At 57.1% G+C, this 17,078-nt stretch carries 10 protein-coding genes; 3 read left to right on the top strand and 7 right to left on the bottom strand.

The window, feature by feature from the left end:
- Position 1: 1 nt before the first annotated feature.
- Positions 2-1,432 (bottom strand): ATP-binding protein, encoded by a 1,431-nt coding sequence (locus RIE53_09380; protein ID MEQ9104899.1) that lies wholly within the window; start codon positions 1,430-1,432, stop codon positions 2-4.
- A 646-nt stretch (positions 1,433-2,078) separates the two neighbouring features.
- Positions 2,079-2,477, bottom strand: a complete 399-nt coding sequence (locus RIE53_09375) for a DUF2384 domain-containing protein (GenBank protein MEQ9104898.1) — start codon at positions 2,475-2,477, stop codon at positions 2,079-2,081.
- 144 nt (positions 2,478-2,621) lie between these two features.
- Between RIE53_09375 and RIE53_09370 the strand changes: the two genes are divergently transcribed.
- Positions 2,622-4,775, top strand: a complete 2,154-nt coding sequence (locus RIE53_09370; protein MEQ9104897.1) for a TonB-dependent receptor — start codon at positions 2,622-2,624, stop codon at positions 4,773-4,775.
- Positions 4,776-4,825: 50 nt separating this feature from the next.
- Here the strand turns inward: RIE53_09370 and RIE53_09365 are convergent, their stop codons facing one another.
- Positions 4,826-5,659 (bottom strand): hypothetical protein, encoded by an 834-nt coding sequence (locus tag RIE53_09365; GenBank protein MEQ9104896.1) that lies wholly within the window; start codon positions 5,657-5,659, stop codon positions 4,826-4,828.
- Between the two features lie 162 nt (positions 5,660-5,821).
- Between RIE53_09365 and RIE53_09360 the strand changes: the two genes are divergently transcribed.
- Positions 5,822-9,880, top strand: a complete 4,059-nt coding sequence (locus RIE53_09360) for an ATP-binding protein (protein MEQ9104895.1) — start codon at positions 5,822-5,824, stop codon at positions 9,878-9,880.
- Positions 9,881-10,007: 127 nt separating this feature from the next.
- On the opposite strand, the gene RIE53_09355 is transcribed toward RIE53_09360, so the two are convergent.
- Complete coding sequence (locus RIE53_09355) at positions 10,008-10,319, bottom strand: hypothetical protein (protein ID MEQ9104894.1); 312 nt, start codon at positions 10,317-10,319, stop codon at positions 10,008-10,010.
- Positions 10,320-11,374: 1,055 nt separating this feature from the next.
- On the opposite strand from RIE53_09355, the gene RIE53_09350 reads away from it, so the two are divergent.
- Positions 11,375-13,069, top strand: coding sequence for a multicopper oxidase domain-containing protein (locus RIE53_09350; GenBank protein ID MEQ9104893.1), 1,695 nt, complete (start codon positions 11,375-11,377; stop codon positions 13,067-13,069).
- A gap of 199 nt (positions 13,070-13,268) precedes the next feature.
- Here the strand turns inward: RIE53_09350 and RIE53_09345 are convergent, their stop codons facing one another.
- The 3 genes from RIE53_09345 to RIE53_09335 form a co-directional block, all read right to left on the bottom strand.
- The gene (locus RIE53_09345; GenBank protein MEQ9104892.1) at positions 13,269-13,712 is read right to left on the bottom strand and encodes a helix-turn-helix domain-containing protein; all 444 of its coding nucleotides are present in this window, start codon (positions 13,710-13,712) and stop codon (positions 13,269-13,271) included.
- 134 nt (positions 13,713-13,846) lie between these two features.
- A complete protein-coding gene (locus RIE53_09340) occupies positions 13,847-14,191 on the bottom strand; it encodes an HNH endonuclease (GenBank protein MEQ9104891.1) in 345 nt (114 codons plus the stop codon).
- A 365-nt stretch (positions 14,192-14,556) separates the two neighbouring features.
- Positions 14,557-17,067, bottom strand: a complete 2,511-nt coding sequence (locus tag RIE53_09335; GenBank protein MEQ9104890.1) for a putative DNA binding domain-containing protein — start codon at positions 17,065-17,067, stop codon at positions 14,557-14,559.
- Between the last annotated feature and the right edge of the window lie 11 nt (positions 17,068-17,078).

Here is a 17,078-nt window from a genome sequence, read left to right as displayed (position 1 = left end):
GTCAGGCGCCCTCGAACAGCGCCTCCATCGGTACATGGATGACCCCATCCGCTGCCGGACCATCCCCGAACATCACCAGATGCATGGCGCGGATGTCCTTGGATTGCGCGGCGACGAGGTCAGCGCGGCGACGAAGCGTGTCGATATCGCGTGCATTGGCCGCGCCCCATTTGCACTCGCCCACAAGCAGCGCTCCCTGGCCGTCCACGGCCACGACATCCACTTCTTCGGTTGAATCGCTGTTCCACCAGCTTCCGACTTCCATGGGCCGGAAGGGCAACAACGCGTGTTCACCTCGCATGACGAACTGGCGGCACGCCGTTTCGAAGACGCCCCCCATGTAGTCATCCAGCCGGGGTGCAATGAACCGGTCCCACAGGTCCTGCGGATCCACCAATTCAGACAGACCCCGTTGCCGGATGTCGGCAATGAACGTGTGCCAGAAGTTGAAATACGGATCGGTAACGTGATACAGACTCCGCTTGGGACTCGGCTTCTTGCCTCCCTCAAGCGGCGCGGTCCGTTTCACGATTTCCATGTCCACGAGCCAATCGAGCGGCCGCGACAGCGCACTGGTCTGCCGTCCCACCCGGCTCGATATCCGGCTCCAACGTCGTTCGCCCCCGGCAATGGCATCCACAATCGAATAGTGCACGTCCGCGTCCGATACAAACGCATCGAACGCATGGATGGCCTCGTCGTGCAAGCGGCCCGTGCTGTCCAGTAGCTGTCGGGCCACGTTCTCCTTGAGCGATCTGCTGGCATCGACCAGCGCCAAATGCCCGGGCATACCGCCAAAAATGCCGTATAGACGAAGCTTGTCCCGCGGTGACCAATCGGGCACGAACCGCGCCGCATCATGAAAATCAAACGGGCGAATGTCCAGCCGGGCGGTCCGGCGCCCATAGAGCGGCTGGTCAACGTCCACCAGCTTTTTCATGGCCGATACGTGACTTCCGCTCAGGATGAGGGTGATGCGGGAATCGGTCAAGTCATGATCCCACCAGCTCTGCAGGATGGATGTCAGCGCAGGGGATGCGTCGGCGAGATACGGAAACTCGTCCAGAACGAGCGTAAACGGCTCGTTGGCAACCTTCTGACGAAGCCATCCAAGCAGCGAATCCCAGTCCGGAAACACCGTGTGCTTGAGCGAAGCGTCGTCAAAATGATCAGCGAGCCGCTGGGACAGCGTCTTGAGCTGTTCCTGGTCCGACTTGCGCGTCGCCTGGTAATAAAAACCGCCCGCGGCGTGTGCAAACCGTGTCAAAAGGAAGCTTTTGCCGGCGCGCCGGCGCCCCAAGACGAGAATCAGTCCCGGACCGGGTGCCAGGACCTCGTCTGAGAGACGCATCCACTCCCGGTCCCTGTCCAGCAGATCATCCGGCTTGCGCGGGGGCAGCCTGTCTGTCGCTATTTTCGTCGTTCCGGCCACTTGCGCAATATACTAACATTTTTGTTAGTAACACAAGTGTTAGTTACGTCGTCACCGCGACGGCAGCGTATCCACAAACTCCTGACATACGCCAACCCAGTAGGCGAGGTCATCTACTCCTCGATGCCTGCCTGTCCGCGGAATTGATCCCGGAGCCGTTCAGCCAGTCCTTCGTCGTATGCCATGATTATAGCCTCGGGTCAAGGTCCACCGGCCGCAGCTCCCCCACCTTCAGCGCGCCGACGCCTGGATGACCCGGATTTATCAGGTAATTGTACTCCCCTGGCACCACGACACTCGGTACGCGCATGACCAATGACTCCTGGCTGTCGAGCCAAGCGTCTCCAATACACTGCGAGACGGATGATGCCGGCCGCGAATTCCAGCCCGCGGGCAAATCTCGAATCTCCAGGCAGTGCAGAAATCGCTCATCAAAAGAAACCGATGCGCAAACCAACCCGTGCAGCCTGTGTCGCGCATTGCCTTGTACGACCAACTCAAGGATACCCAGAGACAAGGATCCGGCGGCATATACCGCGCGCCGTCCCGGGCTGTTGAACCGCCCGCCCACCGCCTCCGCGCCGACCCCGGAAAACATGGAGTCCGCAAAACGGGCATGCGATATGCGCCAGGCCGTAATCCGCAATCAGACGGGGATGCCGTGTTCTATGCGCCCCAGAATCTGCTCCACAAGCTCCGCTCCGGGTTCTGTTCGCACATATTCCAGCGGGATGGCTCCCCCGAGTGCGAAATTCGACTCCTTCATCCAGTCCCGCGCATCGTCTTCGCTACCCAGTACGCGCGCAGCAAGCTCCATGAGCCGGGACAACCGGTAGACCCGTTCCGACTCATCGACCGGCAACGCGCGCTCCTTCGCCCGGCGCGACAACGTTCGCTCGGATATCTGGATGATATCCGAAAACTCTTTTCTGGATACACTCAGCCTCTCCCGAACCCGCTCCAACGCATACGTGGGAAGCCCCTCTGCCACCTTGCGGGCAGCCGTGGGCAGATCCCAGTCCAGATAGTTGTACGATTCGGCCATTTGGCAATATTATTTATGCCTTTTGGCGTTTAATACTTCCAGTCCGCCCGAAAGTTCACCGGAACGCCAACGGCCAGAACCAAGAACGGAACTCACGGTACAGACGGGCCGCGCCGTTGCAACTGACCCTGTCCTTCCGATACCATGTCCGTCCGTTTTCAGGGCCAACACCGACTCGCCATCCGTGTCGTGAGTGTACTCGCTCTCCTGCTCGCGTTCATCAGCCGCCCCGGAGCCGCCCAGAACATCCTCGAAGCCCGTGTGCTGGACGGGCACGAGCGCGAGCCCATCCCGGGCGTGAACGTGCTCGTGGAAGGCACGGAAATCGGCGGCGTGACGGACACCGACGGCCGCATAAGCATTTCGTCCATTCCGGACGGCACGTACACGGTCGCCTTCACCTTCATCGGATACCGCGCGCATCGTATGGAGCTCACCTTCCCGCGCGAGCAGGAAGTCATCGACGTGCTCCTTGAAGAACAGGAAATCGAACTGGGCGAAACCACGGTCACGGCCGTTCGGTCGGGTCGCACGATTGCCAACATCCCGACGCGCGTGGAGGTCATTGGCGGCGAGGAAATCGAGGAAAAAATTGCCATGGATCCGTCCGGCATCTCCATGCTGCTCAACGAGTCGCCGGGAATCGTGGTCCAGCAGACGTCCGCGGTGTCGGCGTCAGCCTCGTTCCGGATACAGGGGCTCGGCGGTGAATATACCCAACTGCTGCGGGACGGCTTCCCGCTTTACGGCGGCCTGGCCGGCGGCCTCTCGCTGTTGCAGATTCCACCGCTGGACCTGGCCCAGGTGGAAGTCATCAAAGGCCCCGCCTCCACGCTGTACGGCGGCGACGCCATTGCCGGTCTCGTGCAACTGGTATCCAAGCGGCCCACGGAAGCCGGCGAACGCTCCCTGCTGGTGAACACGACCACGGCCGGCGGGCTCGATGCGGCGCTGTACCTGGCTGAAAGAGATGCGCGCACAGGCTACACGCTGCTCGCATCGGCCAATTTCCAGAAGGCCTACGATGCGGAACAGGACGATTTTACGAATCTGCCGTCCACGCGCCGTCTCACCGTATCGCCCACGTGGTACCGGTACGGCGAGGGAACGCTCACGCTCCGTGTATCCACGACCCTGGAGGACCGCGAGGGCGGCGACATGGCGGCGGTCCGCGCGGACGGGGCGGGATTCACCGAGCACAACCGCTCCGGGCGGGTGTCCGTGGCCACGGGATACGAGCGTCCGCTGCCGAGTGGCGTAGGACTCACGCTCCGTTCCAGTGGCAGCGTTTTCGGGCGATCCGTCGCGGTGCCCGGATTCCGGTTTGCCGGCCGCCAGCTGGCCAGCTACACCGAGGCTTCGGCCCATGGCGAGCGCGGCGCGCACGAATGGGTGGGCGGCGTAGACCTGCGCACGGATGCCTTCACGCAGAGCGACGGCGAGGCGGAGCCGCTCGACTACGCGTACGGCTCGGTGGGCGTCTTCGGCCAGGATACCTGGAGCCTCGGGCGCCGGGTTGCCCTCGAGAGCGGTCTGCGTCTGGACCTCCACAATGCATTCGGGGCCTTCCTGCTGCCACGGGCCGCGCTGCTGTTCAAGCACGACAGCGGGCTTGCGGCGCGCGTGGGCGGCGGACTCGGCTACAAGGCGCCGACGCCCTTCGTGGAAGAGGCCGAGGCGCGATCGTTCCGGGGCGTCCGTCCCGTGGCGGACAGCCTGGATGCCGAACGCTCGGTGGGCGCCAACGTGGACGTGAACTACGGCGCGGTCATCGGTCCGTTTGCGCTGTCGCTGAACCAGGCCGTGTACGTGACGCGCGTGAACCACGCGGCATCGCTGGGCGACGGAGCCGTCGTGGTGCGCGGATCGGAATCCACGGCCCGGATATCGCGCGGCGACCTGAAGCTGTTCCTGGGGTACGTGTATCTGGTGGCCGAAGAAGAAACCCGCGGACAGGGACAGAAAACCGCCCTTCCGCTCACGGCGCAGCACCGGACGTACACCGTCCTCGTGTGGGAGCAGCACGGACGGGGCCGCGTGGGCCTGGAGGCCTACTACACCGGCCGGCAGCCCCTCCCGGACGGAGGATCGGCCCCGGGGTACCTGATTACGGGGATCATGACCCAGTGGCGCTTCGGCGCGGTTCGCGCCTTCCTCAACCTCGAGAACCTGCTGGATGCGCGTCAAAGCCGCACATCGCCCCTCGTGACGGGCCTCCGCACAAACCCCACCTTCCCGCCCATCTGGGGCCCCACCGACGGATTCATTGCCAACGGTGGTGTGATCGTGGATTTGTAGGCGCGGGCCCGAGGGCCCGCGCCTACGTCATGATCGTCTGTCCGCCCGGATCAGTTCACTTCGAAGAGGTAGCCGGACGTGTACACATCCATCAGTCTGTCGTAGGGAGGAGGAGTGCCGGGGACGTACTCGAAGTTGGGGTTGTATCCAAGAATTTCGCAGCCGTACTCCGCCTGGAAGACGTAGTCTCCTGTGGTTGCCCGGTAGTAGACGGTCTTGCCGACGAAGTTCGGGTCAGATCCTGTGTATACGAACGGTGAAGACACCAAGCCGTAGCCCGTTCCGAGTGGTCCGTAGCTCAACGTGATGCCGTTCTCCGTGTAGTCGAAAACGGGAATCGGGCCGTTGCCATTCACGCGCTGCACGTCTTCCGGTGCGATCGGACAGCCCCCGTCTCCCTGGCCATTGGTCGGGTCCGTTGGGTACTCATCCAAGCCGTCCGGAATTCCGTCGCCGTCGGAGTCGGGATTGTTGGGGTCCAGACCGTTGGCGGTTTCATAGTTGTCGCCGAGTCCGTCACCGTCCGAGTCAGCGGTCTCGGTCGGATCGTTCGGGAATGCATCGTTCGCGTCGGACACGCCATCGGAATCCGCATCCGGCTCGCACAATGCCGTGTAGCCAGCGCCTGGCACACCATCGCCATGGTTCTGGATATGTTTCTCCGCGGCGTTCTGTGAACCGACAGAGATCAAGGTGACGGCGCCCGTGTCTTGATCAACATGGCAAACGTCGTACTTCTGACCCTTCTTTGACAGCAGGACCTGGTTTTCAAGAGCTATGGAGGTATCCGGATGTTCCGGCGACGTCAGCGTGGAGTCTTCCGAGCAACCAACCAGAAAAAGTGCGGCAAACAGCGCCGCGAATATGGAGCGTGAGGGGTTCATGGTATCGTGATTTGGGATTAGAGCAATGAGGAACGGCGGTTCACTTCCAGTCTAGCAACATCGCACCGCCACGGACCGGACATCCTCCGCTACAGACCGGACAATTCGGGATTCTTTCGTACTCTGAGGGTAGCCGTCCCCCCTCCTGCTCACCCCGTCTCCATGCTGTCAGGTCGACTCCAACCCTGCCGCATATCCAGCGCCGCCCGGCGCTGCCTTCCGCTGGTTTCCGCGCTGCTATTGGCCGTAACCTGCAGTACGATGGCCCGTGGTCAGACCGACCCTTCCGCCTGGTCCATCCACCCGGATTTCGTCTTCCGCCAGTGGACAGCCAACGATGGATTTCCTGTCTCCGGTGTGACCGGTATGTATCAGGACGATGACGGCTTCCTGTGGGTCACCTCCCTGGGAGGCCTGGTGCGTTTCGATGGACGATCCGTGGCGCTGTTCGACAAGAGCAGTCATCCTGACCTTCCAAGCAATCGCCTCATCTCCATCTCCCGGCTGGAGGGAATCGGCTATCTTCTGTTCACCGAATCGCGGGAGGTCATCCTGTTCGACGGCCGCGCGTTCACCGACCTGTCCCGGAAATTCGGTTTCACATCGGGGACCGGGTACCTGCGCACCTCCAACGGGAACGCATGGATTTTCACGGACAGTGGAACGCTGGATATGGCGCCCGACGGTACCGGCGTGCTCAGGACCGACCTGCCACGCGATGCCTACGGAGGATTCCGTGCGGAAGATGGAACGCTCTGGATTGCCGGCGTGGATGGCCTGATCGCGTGGTCAGACACCGGCATGGTTGCCCGTTACACCGAAGAGGATGGTCTTCCAGACAGGGACATCCGCGGACTCCAGCCGTCAGGCAATGCCCTGTATCTCTTGACTCAGGAGGGCGTCGCGCGAAAGGAAGGAGACCGGATCACGGCCCTGTACCACGCCGACGCGCCCGGCATGGCCGTCGATTCATGGTCGGCGCTGGAACTCGATGGACAGATGGTTTTCGTCACGAGCCGGGGCTGGAGGCGTCTGGATGCCACCGGACTGGTGCCCCTCTTCCCACAGACTGCACCTCCTCCATACGGTCCGGGCGCTTATCGCACAGCGCCTGTCATGGACACCAGAGGCGATCTCTGGCACGCCATTGACGGCAACGTGTACAGGAACGACCGTCTCGTCCTGGCGTCGAGCGGCACCATCAACCAGCTGCACGCCAGCCGGTCGGGAGGAATCTGGGTAGCGCACAACAAGCTGGGACTCTTCCTCATCCGGTCCTCTGCGGTGACCACGCTCGGTATCCCCGAGGGCTTGCCGGGCGAGAATGCGTACGCGCTCATGGAGGATGCCGATGGCGGCCTCTGGGCCGGCCTGCTCGATGCCAGTTCCTTCGTCCGCGTTGTCGAGGGGCGCGTTACGGACCGGATTCCGGCCCCTACCCCGTGGTCTGCCGGACGGGATCCGGATGGCACCGTGTGGCTCGGAGGGACAGGGCTGTGTCGCATGGAGGCCAGCGCGTGCATTGCGGAAAACCCGCCTGGCATGGACCCGGCCGTGCGGGCCATTTATTTTGACGACCGGAATCGGCTATGGATCGGAACGCAGAGCGGACTCTGGGTCCGGGGCGAATTGGACGACGCGTTCAGGCGCGTCCCCGTCGCGAAAGACCGAACCGTGTGGGTACGATACATAGCCGAGACCCCTGAGGGCACGTTGCTGTTCGGCACGTTCGGCCAGGGGCTCGGACGGCTTCACGCCGATTCGCTCGTTTTCCGGGATGAAGCGGCTGGTTTCCCGAGCAACAACATCCGGTCCATCCTTCCGTTCGAAGCGGGCGAAGTGTGGGTCGGGAGTGAGGATGTCGGGCTGATTGTCATCACTTCAGGCGGCGTCGCGGTCATCGGCTTGTCCAAAGGTCTGCCCGACAACAGCGTACACGCCATGGTTCGCGACCGGGAGGGCATGATCTGGATCAACTCGAATCAAGGCATCTACCGGCTGGACCCCGACGATGTCCGCGCCGTCGTGCGGGGTGACCAGCCGGGTGTATTGGCCACGCTGATTGACGATGCCGCAGGAATGCGCAGCCGCGAGGGAAACGGTGGCATCCAGTCGGCCGGATTCCTGGGCTCGGACGGCAGGATCCATTTTCCGACGCAACGTGGTGTTGCCATCGTCGATCCCACCCTCGTGGAACACCCGGTGCCACCGCGTGTCACGCTGCTCTCCATTACCGCAAACGGGCAACCGCTGGACGACCCGGACGGTCGCGTCGCGCTCGACGCCGATCAGCGGTCGCTCAGCATCCAGTTCAGTGCGCCGTATTTCACCGGCTCGGAAGAGGTGTCGTACCGGTACCGGTTCTCGGACGGGGTACAGGACTGGCAATTGCTGGGTACCGATCCGCTGCTGCCCCTGGGCAATGTCCCCCCGGGTACCCGGCGCCTGGACCTGCAGGCCGGTATTTCCGGGCGGTGGAGCACCGACGTGACCTCCCTGTGGATTGATCGGGAGGCGGCGTTCACGGAGTCCTTCTGGTTCATACTGGTGTTGCTGGGACTGGGCACGTCTTCGGGCATCCTCCTGGTGTGGGGTCGCATTGCGTTGATCAAACGCCGGAATGAGCAGCTGGAACGACAGGTCCAGGAGCGGACGGAAACCATTGCGCATCAGGCGCTTCGCCTGACGGAACTGGACGAACTGAAGCGTCGCTTCTTCAGCAACATCAGCCACGAGTTGCGAACGCCGCTGACCTTGATAAAGGGCCCGATCTCCCATCTGCTGGACCGCGCCCGGAGTGGAGCCGACGACGAATGGCAGCGTCAACTGGTCGTTGTTGACCGGAACGTGGACCGGCTGACGTCACTCGTGAGCGAAATCCTGGACCTCACCGCGCTTGAATCCGGCTCCTTCCAGTTGAACGCCCGCATGAACGACATCACGGCCTTCGTGCAGCAGATTGCTGCCATCTACGGAGCCGCCGCCCTCGAAAAAGGCGTCTCGCTGGACGTCGAAACGCCGTCCGAAGCCATTTACTGGACCTTTGACCGCCCCCGGATGGAGCACGTGCTGGTGAACCTCATTGGCAATGCCCTGAAATTCACGCCCTCCGGCGGACGCATCCGGGTTCGTCTGGGCGAACCCACGGATCGGGAAATCGAACTGACGGTTGAAGACACCGGCCGTGGCATTCCGGAATCGGACCTTCCGAACATTTTCGATCGGTTTTTCCGCGGACAGAACCAGGAAGAGGCCAAAGGATCGGGAATCGGACTGTCGCTGTGCCGGGAAGTCGTTGAAATGCACGGCGGGCGGATTCGGGTGGAAAGCCGCGTCGGCGTCGGCTCCACGTTCTCGATTACCCTTCCGGCGGTGTCCACCCACGCTTCGCCCGGTCCGGCATCGAGCACGGAGACGCACGTCAATCCGGAATCAGGCGCAGACACACTCACCGGTCCGGCTCACGAGCGACCCACGCTCCTCATTGCGGAAGACCATGCCGACCTGAGGGACTTCCTGGCCACCAGTCTCGTCCAGGACTACAACGTGTTGCGCGCATCGGACGGCCGGGAGGCCCTCGCCGTGTGCCAGGAGGTCATTCCCGACCTCGTCATCACGGATGTGATGATGCCGGAGATGAGCGGCACCGAACTCTGCGAAATCCTGAAGAGCACCCTGTCGACCTCCCACATCCCGATCATCATGCTCACCGCCCGGACCGATATCGAGTCACGATCCCACGGGCTGGAGCTGGGCGCCGACGTGTACCTGACCAAGCCTTTTGAAACGCGCGAACTGCACGCCTACATAAACAGTCTGCTCCAGAACAGGAGACGCCTGCAGAACGCGTTACTGGGCCCGCCGGCGGACGACGGATACCATGCATCGCTGTCGCGCCTGGACCGGGATTTCCTGGATTCCACGCTGCAAGCCATCTCCGCTTCCCTGGACGATCCGGGTTTCAATGTCGAGGACCTGGCGGCGGAAATGAACCTCAGCACCCGCCAATTCCGTCGCAAACTGGAAGCCATTACCGGAACGACGCCGGCCGACCTGGTCCGTCAGAAACGCCTGGACGAAGCCGTGCGCCTGCTCCACGAGGGCCTCAAGTCGCTGAAGGAAATCGGATACGCCGTCGGATTCAAAAGCGAATCCGGATTCCGGAAAGCATTCAAGGACCAGTACGGCGTCCCCCCCTCCCAGTGGCAGGAGGTGGTGTAGTTTTTCGCTCGATGGAGCGTCGAGCATGATCCGGAATCGGGCCCAAGTACTAATCAAATACTAATCCGTGTCAAATTAGTATTTGGCTTGCAGGTTGGGCACTGTAGAGAAGACTACGGCCGGGTGATCAACGTCCCGGATTTTTCAGCGATTCCGACACGAAATCGTTCATGGAGGTCGCCCGAATGGCGTCTTGGTGCAGCTTTTTGCACACATCCAGGTCGTTTACCAACTGGACTGCATTCCGAACTTCATTAGGCACAACCCCGAAACGGATTTCGAGCACGTCGAGCACGTTCTCCCGGGCATTGGTCAAGGCGCCTTTCTCCATGCCCTTTTCCATCCCTTTTTCCATGCCCTTCCGCATGCCGTAAGGCTCGAAGCTTGTGATGTAAGCCATGTGTTTTGCCTCTTCCGTTTTGGTCAGTTCTACGTGCACCCTGATCTTCAATTTCCTCAGGGAGCCGCACGACCCAGTCCAGGAACCGAATAAGATGCCGCACTTTCAGGCCGGACCATCCCCGTTCATATAAACTTCGAAGGACCTGACTTTTCCAGCGGCTGCGTCTCAGGATACGTTCGTCCGAATCCGCGGCCATCTCCTGTGCCTTGAGAATGGCCAGGATCAAAAGCGCGAATGGGCTCGAGCTTGCACGCAGTTCCGCTTCACGATCGCGGAAGTCAAGCAGTTTCACGATCGGAAACTCAAAGTGCAGCAAACACCCCTGCCGTTCGACACGAAACGCACTCGGCCGCCAAGCAGCTACATCGTCCGCGAGAAGCGCCAAACTGCGGATATTGGGTCCATATCGGTCAAAGAGCCTGTAATAGTACACCCACATGCGTTGTGCAAAGTCCGGATCGGGCTGACTCTGCACCTCAACGTGAACCATCAGGAGCGTCTGGAAAGAACAGCCCGACGAACTCCTCGATGATAACGTCCAAGACCTCCTTCCAGAACCCGTCCTCTTCTTCGATGATGGATGTCACGCCAGTCTCCCCCTTACTTCCACTACCTCCTGTGAAAGATGAAGACCCGGTGCCCGGGAAAACGTAACCAGCTGTCAGGGAATCCTTCACAACTGAGCTGTCTCACCCCCAAAACGCCACAAACCGCCGCTCCCCGCGCTTTTTTTCCACGACGCGGCGTCGATATGGGCAATACCCTGCATGGATGTAGCGTAGGAGGTCTCGAGATCCCGCTGGATTGTCGATTGCGCAGGACGTTACGGCGATTCTCAACAGCCGATAAAAAGCTCTAAGGCCACCACAGCGGCGCTTTTTGGCTCAGCACCTGATCGACGAGTACCGAGTGTCTCAAAGTCGCGCGTGCTCGAAGGAAGAAGGGCTCAAATTGCGTAGCTTGGGCAGCAAGCCACACGGGTTCGTCTACTCGTTGTCAAGCGCGCGTAACCTACCTGTACTATTTGCCCGGGATGGTTGTCAAATAAAAAGTCTGGTGCCGGAATGCTCTTTCGATTATTCGCTCTCATCTTGCTCCTGGTAACATCTGTCGTACAGGCGCAAACCAACAGACTTTTTATTCCGGAGACATTGTCCGGCACCACATTCAATCTGAATATGGCGCCTGGATCCCATGAGTTTTCGCCAGGCAAACTGACCCAAACACTGGCCTTCAATGGAAGTTTTTTGGGGCCGACTCTGATTTTCAACAAGGGCGACTTTGTTGAGCTCAATGTGACGAATCAGATCGGAGAACCAACCACGGTCCACTGGCACGGAATGCACGTGTCACCCAAAAACGACGGTGGACCACACACCGTTATAGCCGATGGCACCACGTGGAGACCTTCATTCGAAGTGATGGACCGTGCAACCACGTTCTGGTACCACCCACATCTACATCACAAAACAGATGAGCACGTTTATCGCGGATTAGCCGGGATGATCATTGTGCGAGATCCAGTTGAAGCGCTACTTGCATTGCCTCGCGATTATGGGGTTGATGATATTCCAGTGATCATTCAAGATCGAGATTTTGATCCACAAGGACAGCTTGTATTTGATGGCGGTGGGGTTGGGGCATCTGGAAACACGATCATCGTCAACGGTACGGTCAGGCCTTTTGTCGAAGTTGGCGCCGGTGTGGTCCGATTCAGAATACTTAATGGGTCGAATGCCAGAGTCTATCAATTGGGGCTGGACGACGGCAGTTCCTTTTGGCAAATAGGTTCGGATGGAGGATTGCTGAATGCACCTGTTGCCATGAACAGGTTGAAATTGGCTCCCGGAGAGCGAGCTGAAGTGTTGCTGGATTTAAGCGGAAAAGCAGGTCAAACGAAAACGTTGATGAGCTATTCTTCCGAATTGATCCGAGCAGAACCAGGCGGAAATGCTGAGGCACTTGGCGGGCCGCCGCCTCAGCCTGGAATCATCGATGGAACCAATTTTTCAATTATGCAGATCCGAATTGCAGGATCAACCGCGATTTCGTCGATCCCTGCCACTTTGGTTGAAATTGAATCGATACCAGAGTCCGCTGCAAATCGAACTCGCCAAATGATTTTAGGCCAACGGCCTGGAATTCGAGGACAGCAGATTATCAATGGTGTAGCGATGGATCTCAATGTGATCAACGAAGTCGTGACCCTCGGAGACACTGAAATATGGTATGTCTCCAATGAAACACCCGTGCCTCATCCATTCCATATCCACGACGTTCAATTTCAAATTCTGGACCGGAATGGGGTAAGCCCAGAGCTGAACGAGCGCGGTTGGAAGGACGTGGTATTGGTCTATCCAAGAGAAACAGTACGGTTTATTACCAAATTTGAGGATTTTGCGGACCCCGATACGCCGTATATGTACCACTGCCATTTCCTTGGGCATGAAGACGGAGGCATGATGGGTCAGTTCATCGTTCTGGACCCGAGTGCAACGTTTATCGAACCATCCCAGCTACCCAACGGCGATTTTACGGTCTCCATCTACCCAAATCCGTTTGTGGGCTGGACCACCATATCCTATTCGCTTGAGAAAAGGTCCAATGTGCGAATTACCATTTACGATACGCTGGGGCGCGAAGTGGTCATGCTATTCGATGGGTCCAGGGACGCAGGTCCGAATGAGTCGATTTGGAAGGCTGACAACGTTCCATCGGGAACGTATCTCATTCAACTGGACGTTGATGGTACTGCGGTAACGCATCCTGTTCATATCCGAAAGTAGGGTTGGCGCTAAACAGAGAGCATCATGCGACAGAAACGACATTCAGCAAGCCAGATCATCGACAGGCGCTGCAGACGCCCCAGGAATCCCCACTGATGCAGTCATACGGGCAAGACCTTGCATGGATGTAGCGTAGGAGGTCTCGAGATCCCGCCAGATCGTCGAGTGCACAGGCCTTACCGGGACATCCTCCAGATCTTCAGTCCGCCTTAAATGAGGCATCATACAGCCCGGCTTCGTCAACGGATTTTGCAAGCTGGTCAAGCGCAGACCGGCGCGCCCTGTCACGGTTTTTCTGGAACGCCAACAAATCGCGAAACACAACCCGGCGGTGTGTGCCCACCTTGTGAAACGGTATTTGTCCCGATTCAAGCAGTCCAACGAGATGCTGCCTTGAAACACCCAGGAAATTCGCTGCCGCCTGCGTGGTGTACTCCTCGTCTTCCGGGATGAGAACCAGCGTTCTGCGCTCCTCCAGTAGCCGGGCCATCCGCAGCAGAAAGCCTGCCAGTGCTGCAGGCAGTTCAACTTTTCGACCCTTGTCATCTACGAGGGCAACGTGGTCGGGCTCTGCGAGCACGGCGGCCAACTTGTCCAGCACGTCGGGGCTGAAGTCGGATGGTCTGAGTCCGTTCTGATCCATGGATGGGTGGAGACAAATGCCGCATGGTTAATAAACGCTATATCCACTAAAACCTGAATCGGGATAGCCGGTTCCGATAGCGCTGCCCGGACAACGCAACCAGCTGTCAAGGATTCCATGACAACTGAGCTACCTCACCCCCGAAACGCCACAAACCGCCGCTCCAGGCGCTCCTGATCCGGCCAATCGGCCCGTGATCTCGGCAGCAGAAGCCGCACACCGTGCATTTCGACCAGGCCGTGCTTCAGCATGGGGCCGTCAATCTCCACCAACACGTCCTCGCGGATGGCAACCGTGTAGTCGGGCGAAATCCCCAGCACACCGCGGTCGTACGCCGCGTGATGGATCTTGCACAGCGCCAGCCCATTCGTCACAACCGGATGGCCGTCCGGTTCATTGTCCGGAATGATGTGCGCCGCATCGAGCAATTCCCGGTGCTTCAGCCGACAAATCGTGCAATGCTCACGATACGCGCGCAAGACGCGCTCTTGAAATCCCCTTTGATGCAGTCGCTGACGCACTGACCGGGTGATGTACTCGCGGCGTGGCATCGGATCTGGCGCAGTCCGATTCGCCGATGCGTCCAGAGCCACACGATCGTCCGCTGCCACAGTGAATGTCATTCGGCCGGGATCGTCGCCAAATACCGGTACGAAAGCAGACCGTTGGAATTTAAACTGTCGTTGTACGGACCACCTGTCGTCGTAGTAATGGTGTCCTTGGCCAATATATCCTACACAGTAACCGAAACTACTATTTAGTATAATGCATCTATTATTTTTACTGACATGATATAGATATATCACGTTCCTATAGTCGCTCCTCATCTGATATTTCAATACTATTATTTCATTCCCTTCCACCGTTGATTTAGTGAAGCATATTGCTCCTGCTGCGCAGCATTAAATATACCTCTCTTAAGATCAAGAACACTTTCGAAATCAGAATGCAATATTTCATACTTCGCATTTCTAAGATTCTTATTTTGATCTTGTACTTGATCCAAGAATTCCCCAGCCGAGAACAACATTGTTGACAATATGTCTGGAGTGTGATTTAACAATGTTATGAGGCCAAGAGACACCTCGAGTTTGTGCGTCGGATCTGATTTGCTATTTGCTTTAGCGATACGAAGGAATACAATCGCTATTTCATTTATCATACGTTGCAACCATACGTCACTGTGTGACGGTCGGATATCTTGCAACAGAATGACCGCATCTCTGAGATCGTGTAGCCCGATTGCATAGCCATCCGTATCTAGGTTTGATCTTGACCTAACTATTAACGCCTCAACGTACTTCCGTGCCCACTTTATATTTGATGTATTTTCATATGCATCTCTAAATAGATCAACCATTAGATAATCCTTGTCACCACCCTTTGTACGCGCCAAATAGAGGTATTCCCAAACTAATTCATCCCGATACCTTTGACTTGTCAGCTTCTCAAGCTCATTCGTAGCCCTCGATAGCAACTCACCATCCTGAGTAGCATCATACTCGGAAATCCACAACTCCGATCGCGTCATAATTAATCTGGGGTTTTCCGGATATCTATTCAACCCTGACAATATTGCATCATGGGCTTTCTGGTACTCTTCTTGCTGTATGTGTGACCGAGCCTGCCTAACAATAAGGGCAACTTGAGTGGGACCACCTGATCCATTATTTACGATTGTAGATACGTTTTCCCGAACCTGAGCGATCATATTCTTTGCGAAATACATTTCTGCCTTCTCATGGATGAAACGTACGACATTATCATCAATAGTAAAGCGGGGCTCGTCGTCAACATAGGTAGGACTTGGGAACAGATAGAACGCTTGGAGCTGCTGAATAGCGGCATCAACCTGGGACTGGACAAAACCGGTAGCCAGTCGGATTTCGGAACTAGACGACGACCCTAATATTGCTGTTGCGAGCAGAACCTTCTTGGCGTCGGTTCCAAGCTCTGCGACTTCTTTACCCAATGCTGCCTTACGTACATTTTCACCGCTGTCACTTTTCCAATTCTGAATAGCGACGCCCATCGTACTTCCGAGGCGCACGAGCCGGAGAATCGACTCGGCATAAAGAGGTGATCCTTTAGACACCGAGTGTAATTGCCGTTTCTCATCATCATTTATCTCCCTTATGTCAAGTTTCTGACACAATGATTGGCAATAATCCTGGAACTCCTTCTCCGGAAAACCAGGAATTACGATTCTTGACAAATGTGAGAAGTGCTGAACCCTTCGCGTTGTCACAATAAACATAATGTCATTACTGGCACCGGATAAGGTAGAAATAGTCTGCCCTATCAGAATTTGCTCATCGACAGTAAGTGAATCAACATCATCAACACACACTACGATCCGCCCAGCATCGACCAACTGCTTCTTAAGAGCATCGGTTTTCTCGAATATGTCTGCATCCTCAAGAGATGTAATTATTTCGTCTGGAGTAAGCAATTGGGTCAACAATACATCGATGAATGATTCAGTCGAAACGTAATCTGTGGCAGGCGTGGAGACATATTCATTTGACTCGGCCCAGAATTGTTGATTCTTAGCTGTCATCCAAGCAACATGGCCAACAGACGCCGTAGACACCAGACGAGTCAAAAACTCATATGCAATTGAAGACTTGCCGATGCCACCTTCTCCGGAAAGCACAATAACATTACGGAACATGTCAGTGTACCATTGCCACAGACTTGACATCACCTCTGCTCTGCCTACAAATTCTTGACAAATAAAATCTCTCGGCGGCAGCTTCGAAAGAATTAAAACGGATGTGCTTGTATTGTTACTCGTACCGTCAAGTCGCCTATGCCCATTTACAAACTCCCATTGCTCTGGACTTACTACACGGACAGTGGAGTCAGATTCCCGAATAGAAACCTGAGACCTACGGAAAATAGGCCTGCCATTTTTCTGTGGACCATCCTTTCTGTAACTCAATACCTTGTCCGAAGGGGTACGTTTTGGCACAAATAATACACCTATTTTTTTCCCAATTACAATAAAACTTTTATACTTAATATCTAGACGCCGATTTGTCCATCCGTACAACTTATCTTTCAATTGTACAAATTCTAGATCTTCCGAAATACCCACGAGCTGAAATAGGCTGCTTTCACTCTCATCTCGAATGCCGAAAAATAAATACCCACCGTAAGTGTTATGCATTGCGACGATATCATCTGCAACACTTGCCATACCTTCTGCATCAGTTGGAATAAACTCTTTATAATCCCACAAGGCGCTTTCAATGGCAAATGATCCATCTCTATTTTGGATTGCACTAATAATATTCTCATCAAGTGACTCAGCCTGAATATGCTGATAAATTGACTCCCGTACGCTTATCATGGTCACATTTT

It is taken from the genome of Rhodothermales bacterium, from assembly GCA_040221055.1.
Taxonomy (GTDB): domain Bacteria; phylum Bacteroidota; class Rhodothermia; order Rhodothermales; family UBA10348; genus 1-14-0-65-60-17.
Note: the sequence above shows the minus strand (reverse complement) of the source record. Positions and strands in the feature narration are given on the sequence as shown.

What these genes read in the sequence shown, in the direction of transcription:
- RIE53_09360 (MEQ9104895.1), top strand. Translation starts at nt 5,822, where the DNA reads ATGCTGTCAGGTCGACTCCAACCCTGCCGCATATCCAGCGCCGCCCGG.
- RIE53_09365 (MEQ9104896.1), bottom strand. Translation starts at nt 5,659, where the DNA reads ATGAACCCCTCACGCTCCATATTCGCGGCGCTGTTTGCCGCACTTTTT.
- RIE53_09370 (MEQ9104897.1), top strand. Translation starts at nt 2,622, where the DNA reads ATGTCCGTCCGTTTTCAGGGCCAACACCGACTCGCCATCCGTGTCGTG.
- RIE53_09335 (MEQ9104890.1), bottom strand. Translation starts at nt 17,067, where the DNA reads ATGATAAGCGTACGGGAGTCAATTTATCAGCATATTCAGGCTGAGTCA.
- RIE53_09345 (MEQ9104892.1), bottom strand. Translation starts at nt 13,712, where the DNA reads ATGGATCAGAACGGACTCAGACCATCCGACTTCAGCCCCGACGTGCTG.
- RIE53_09375 (MEQ9104898.1), bottom strand. Translation starts at nt 2,477, where the DNA reads ATGGCCGAATCGTACAACTATCTGGACTGGGATCTGCCCACGGCTGCC.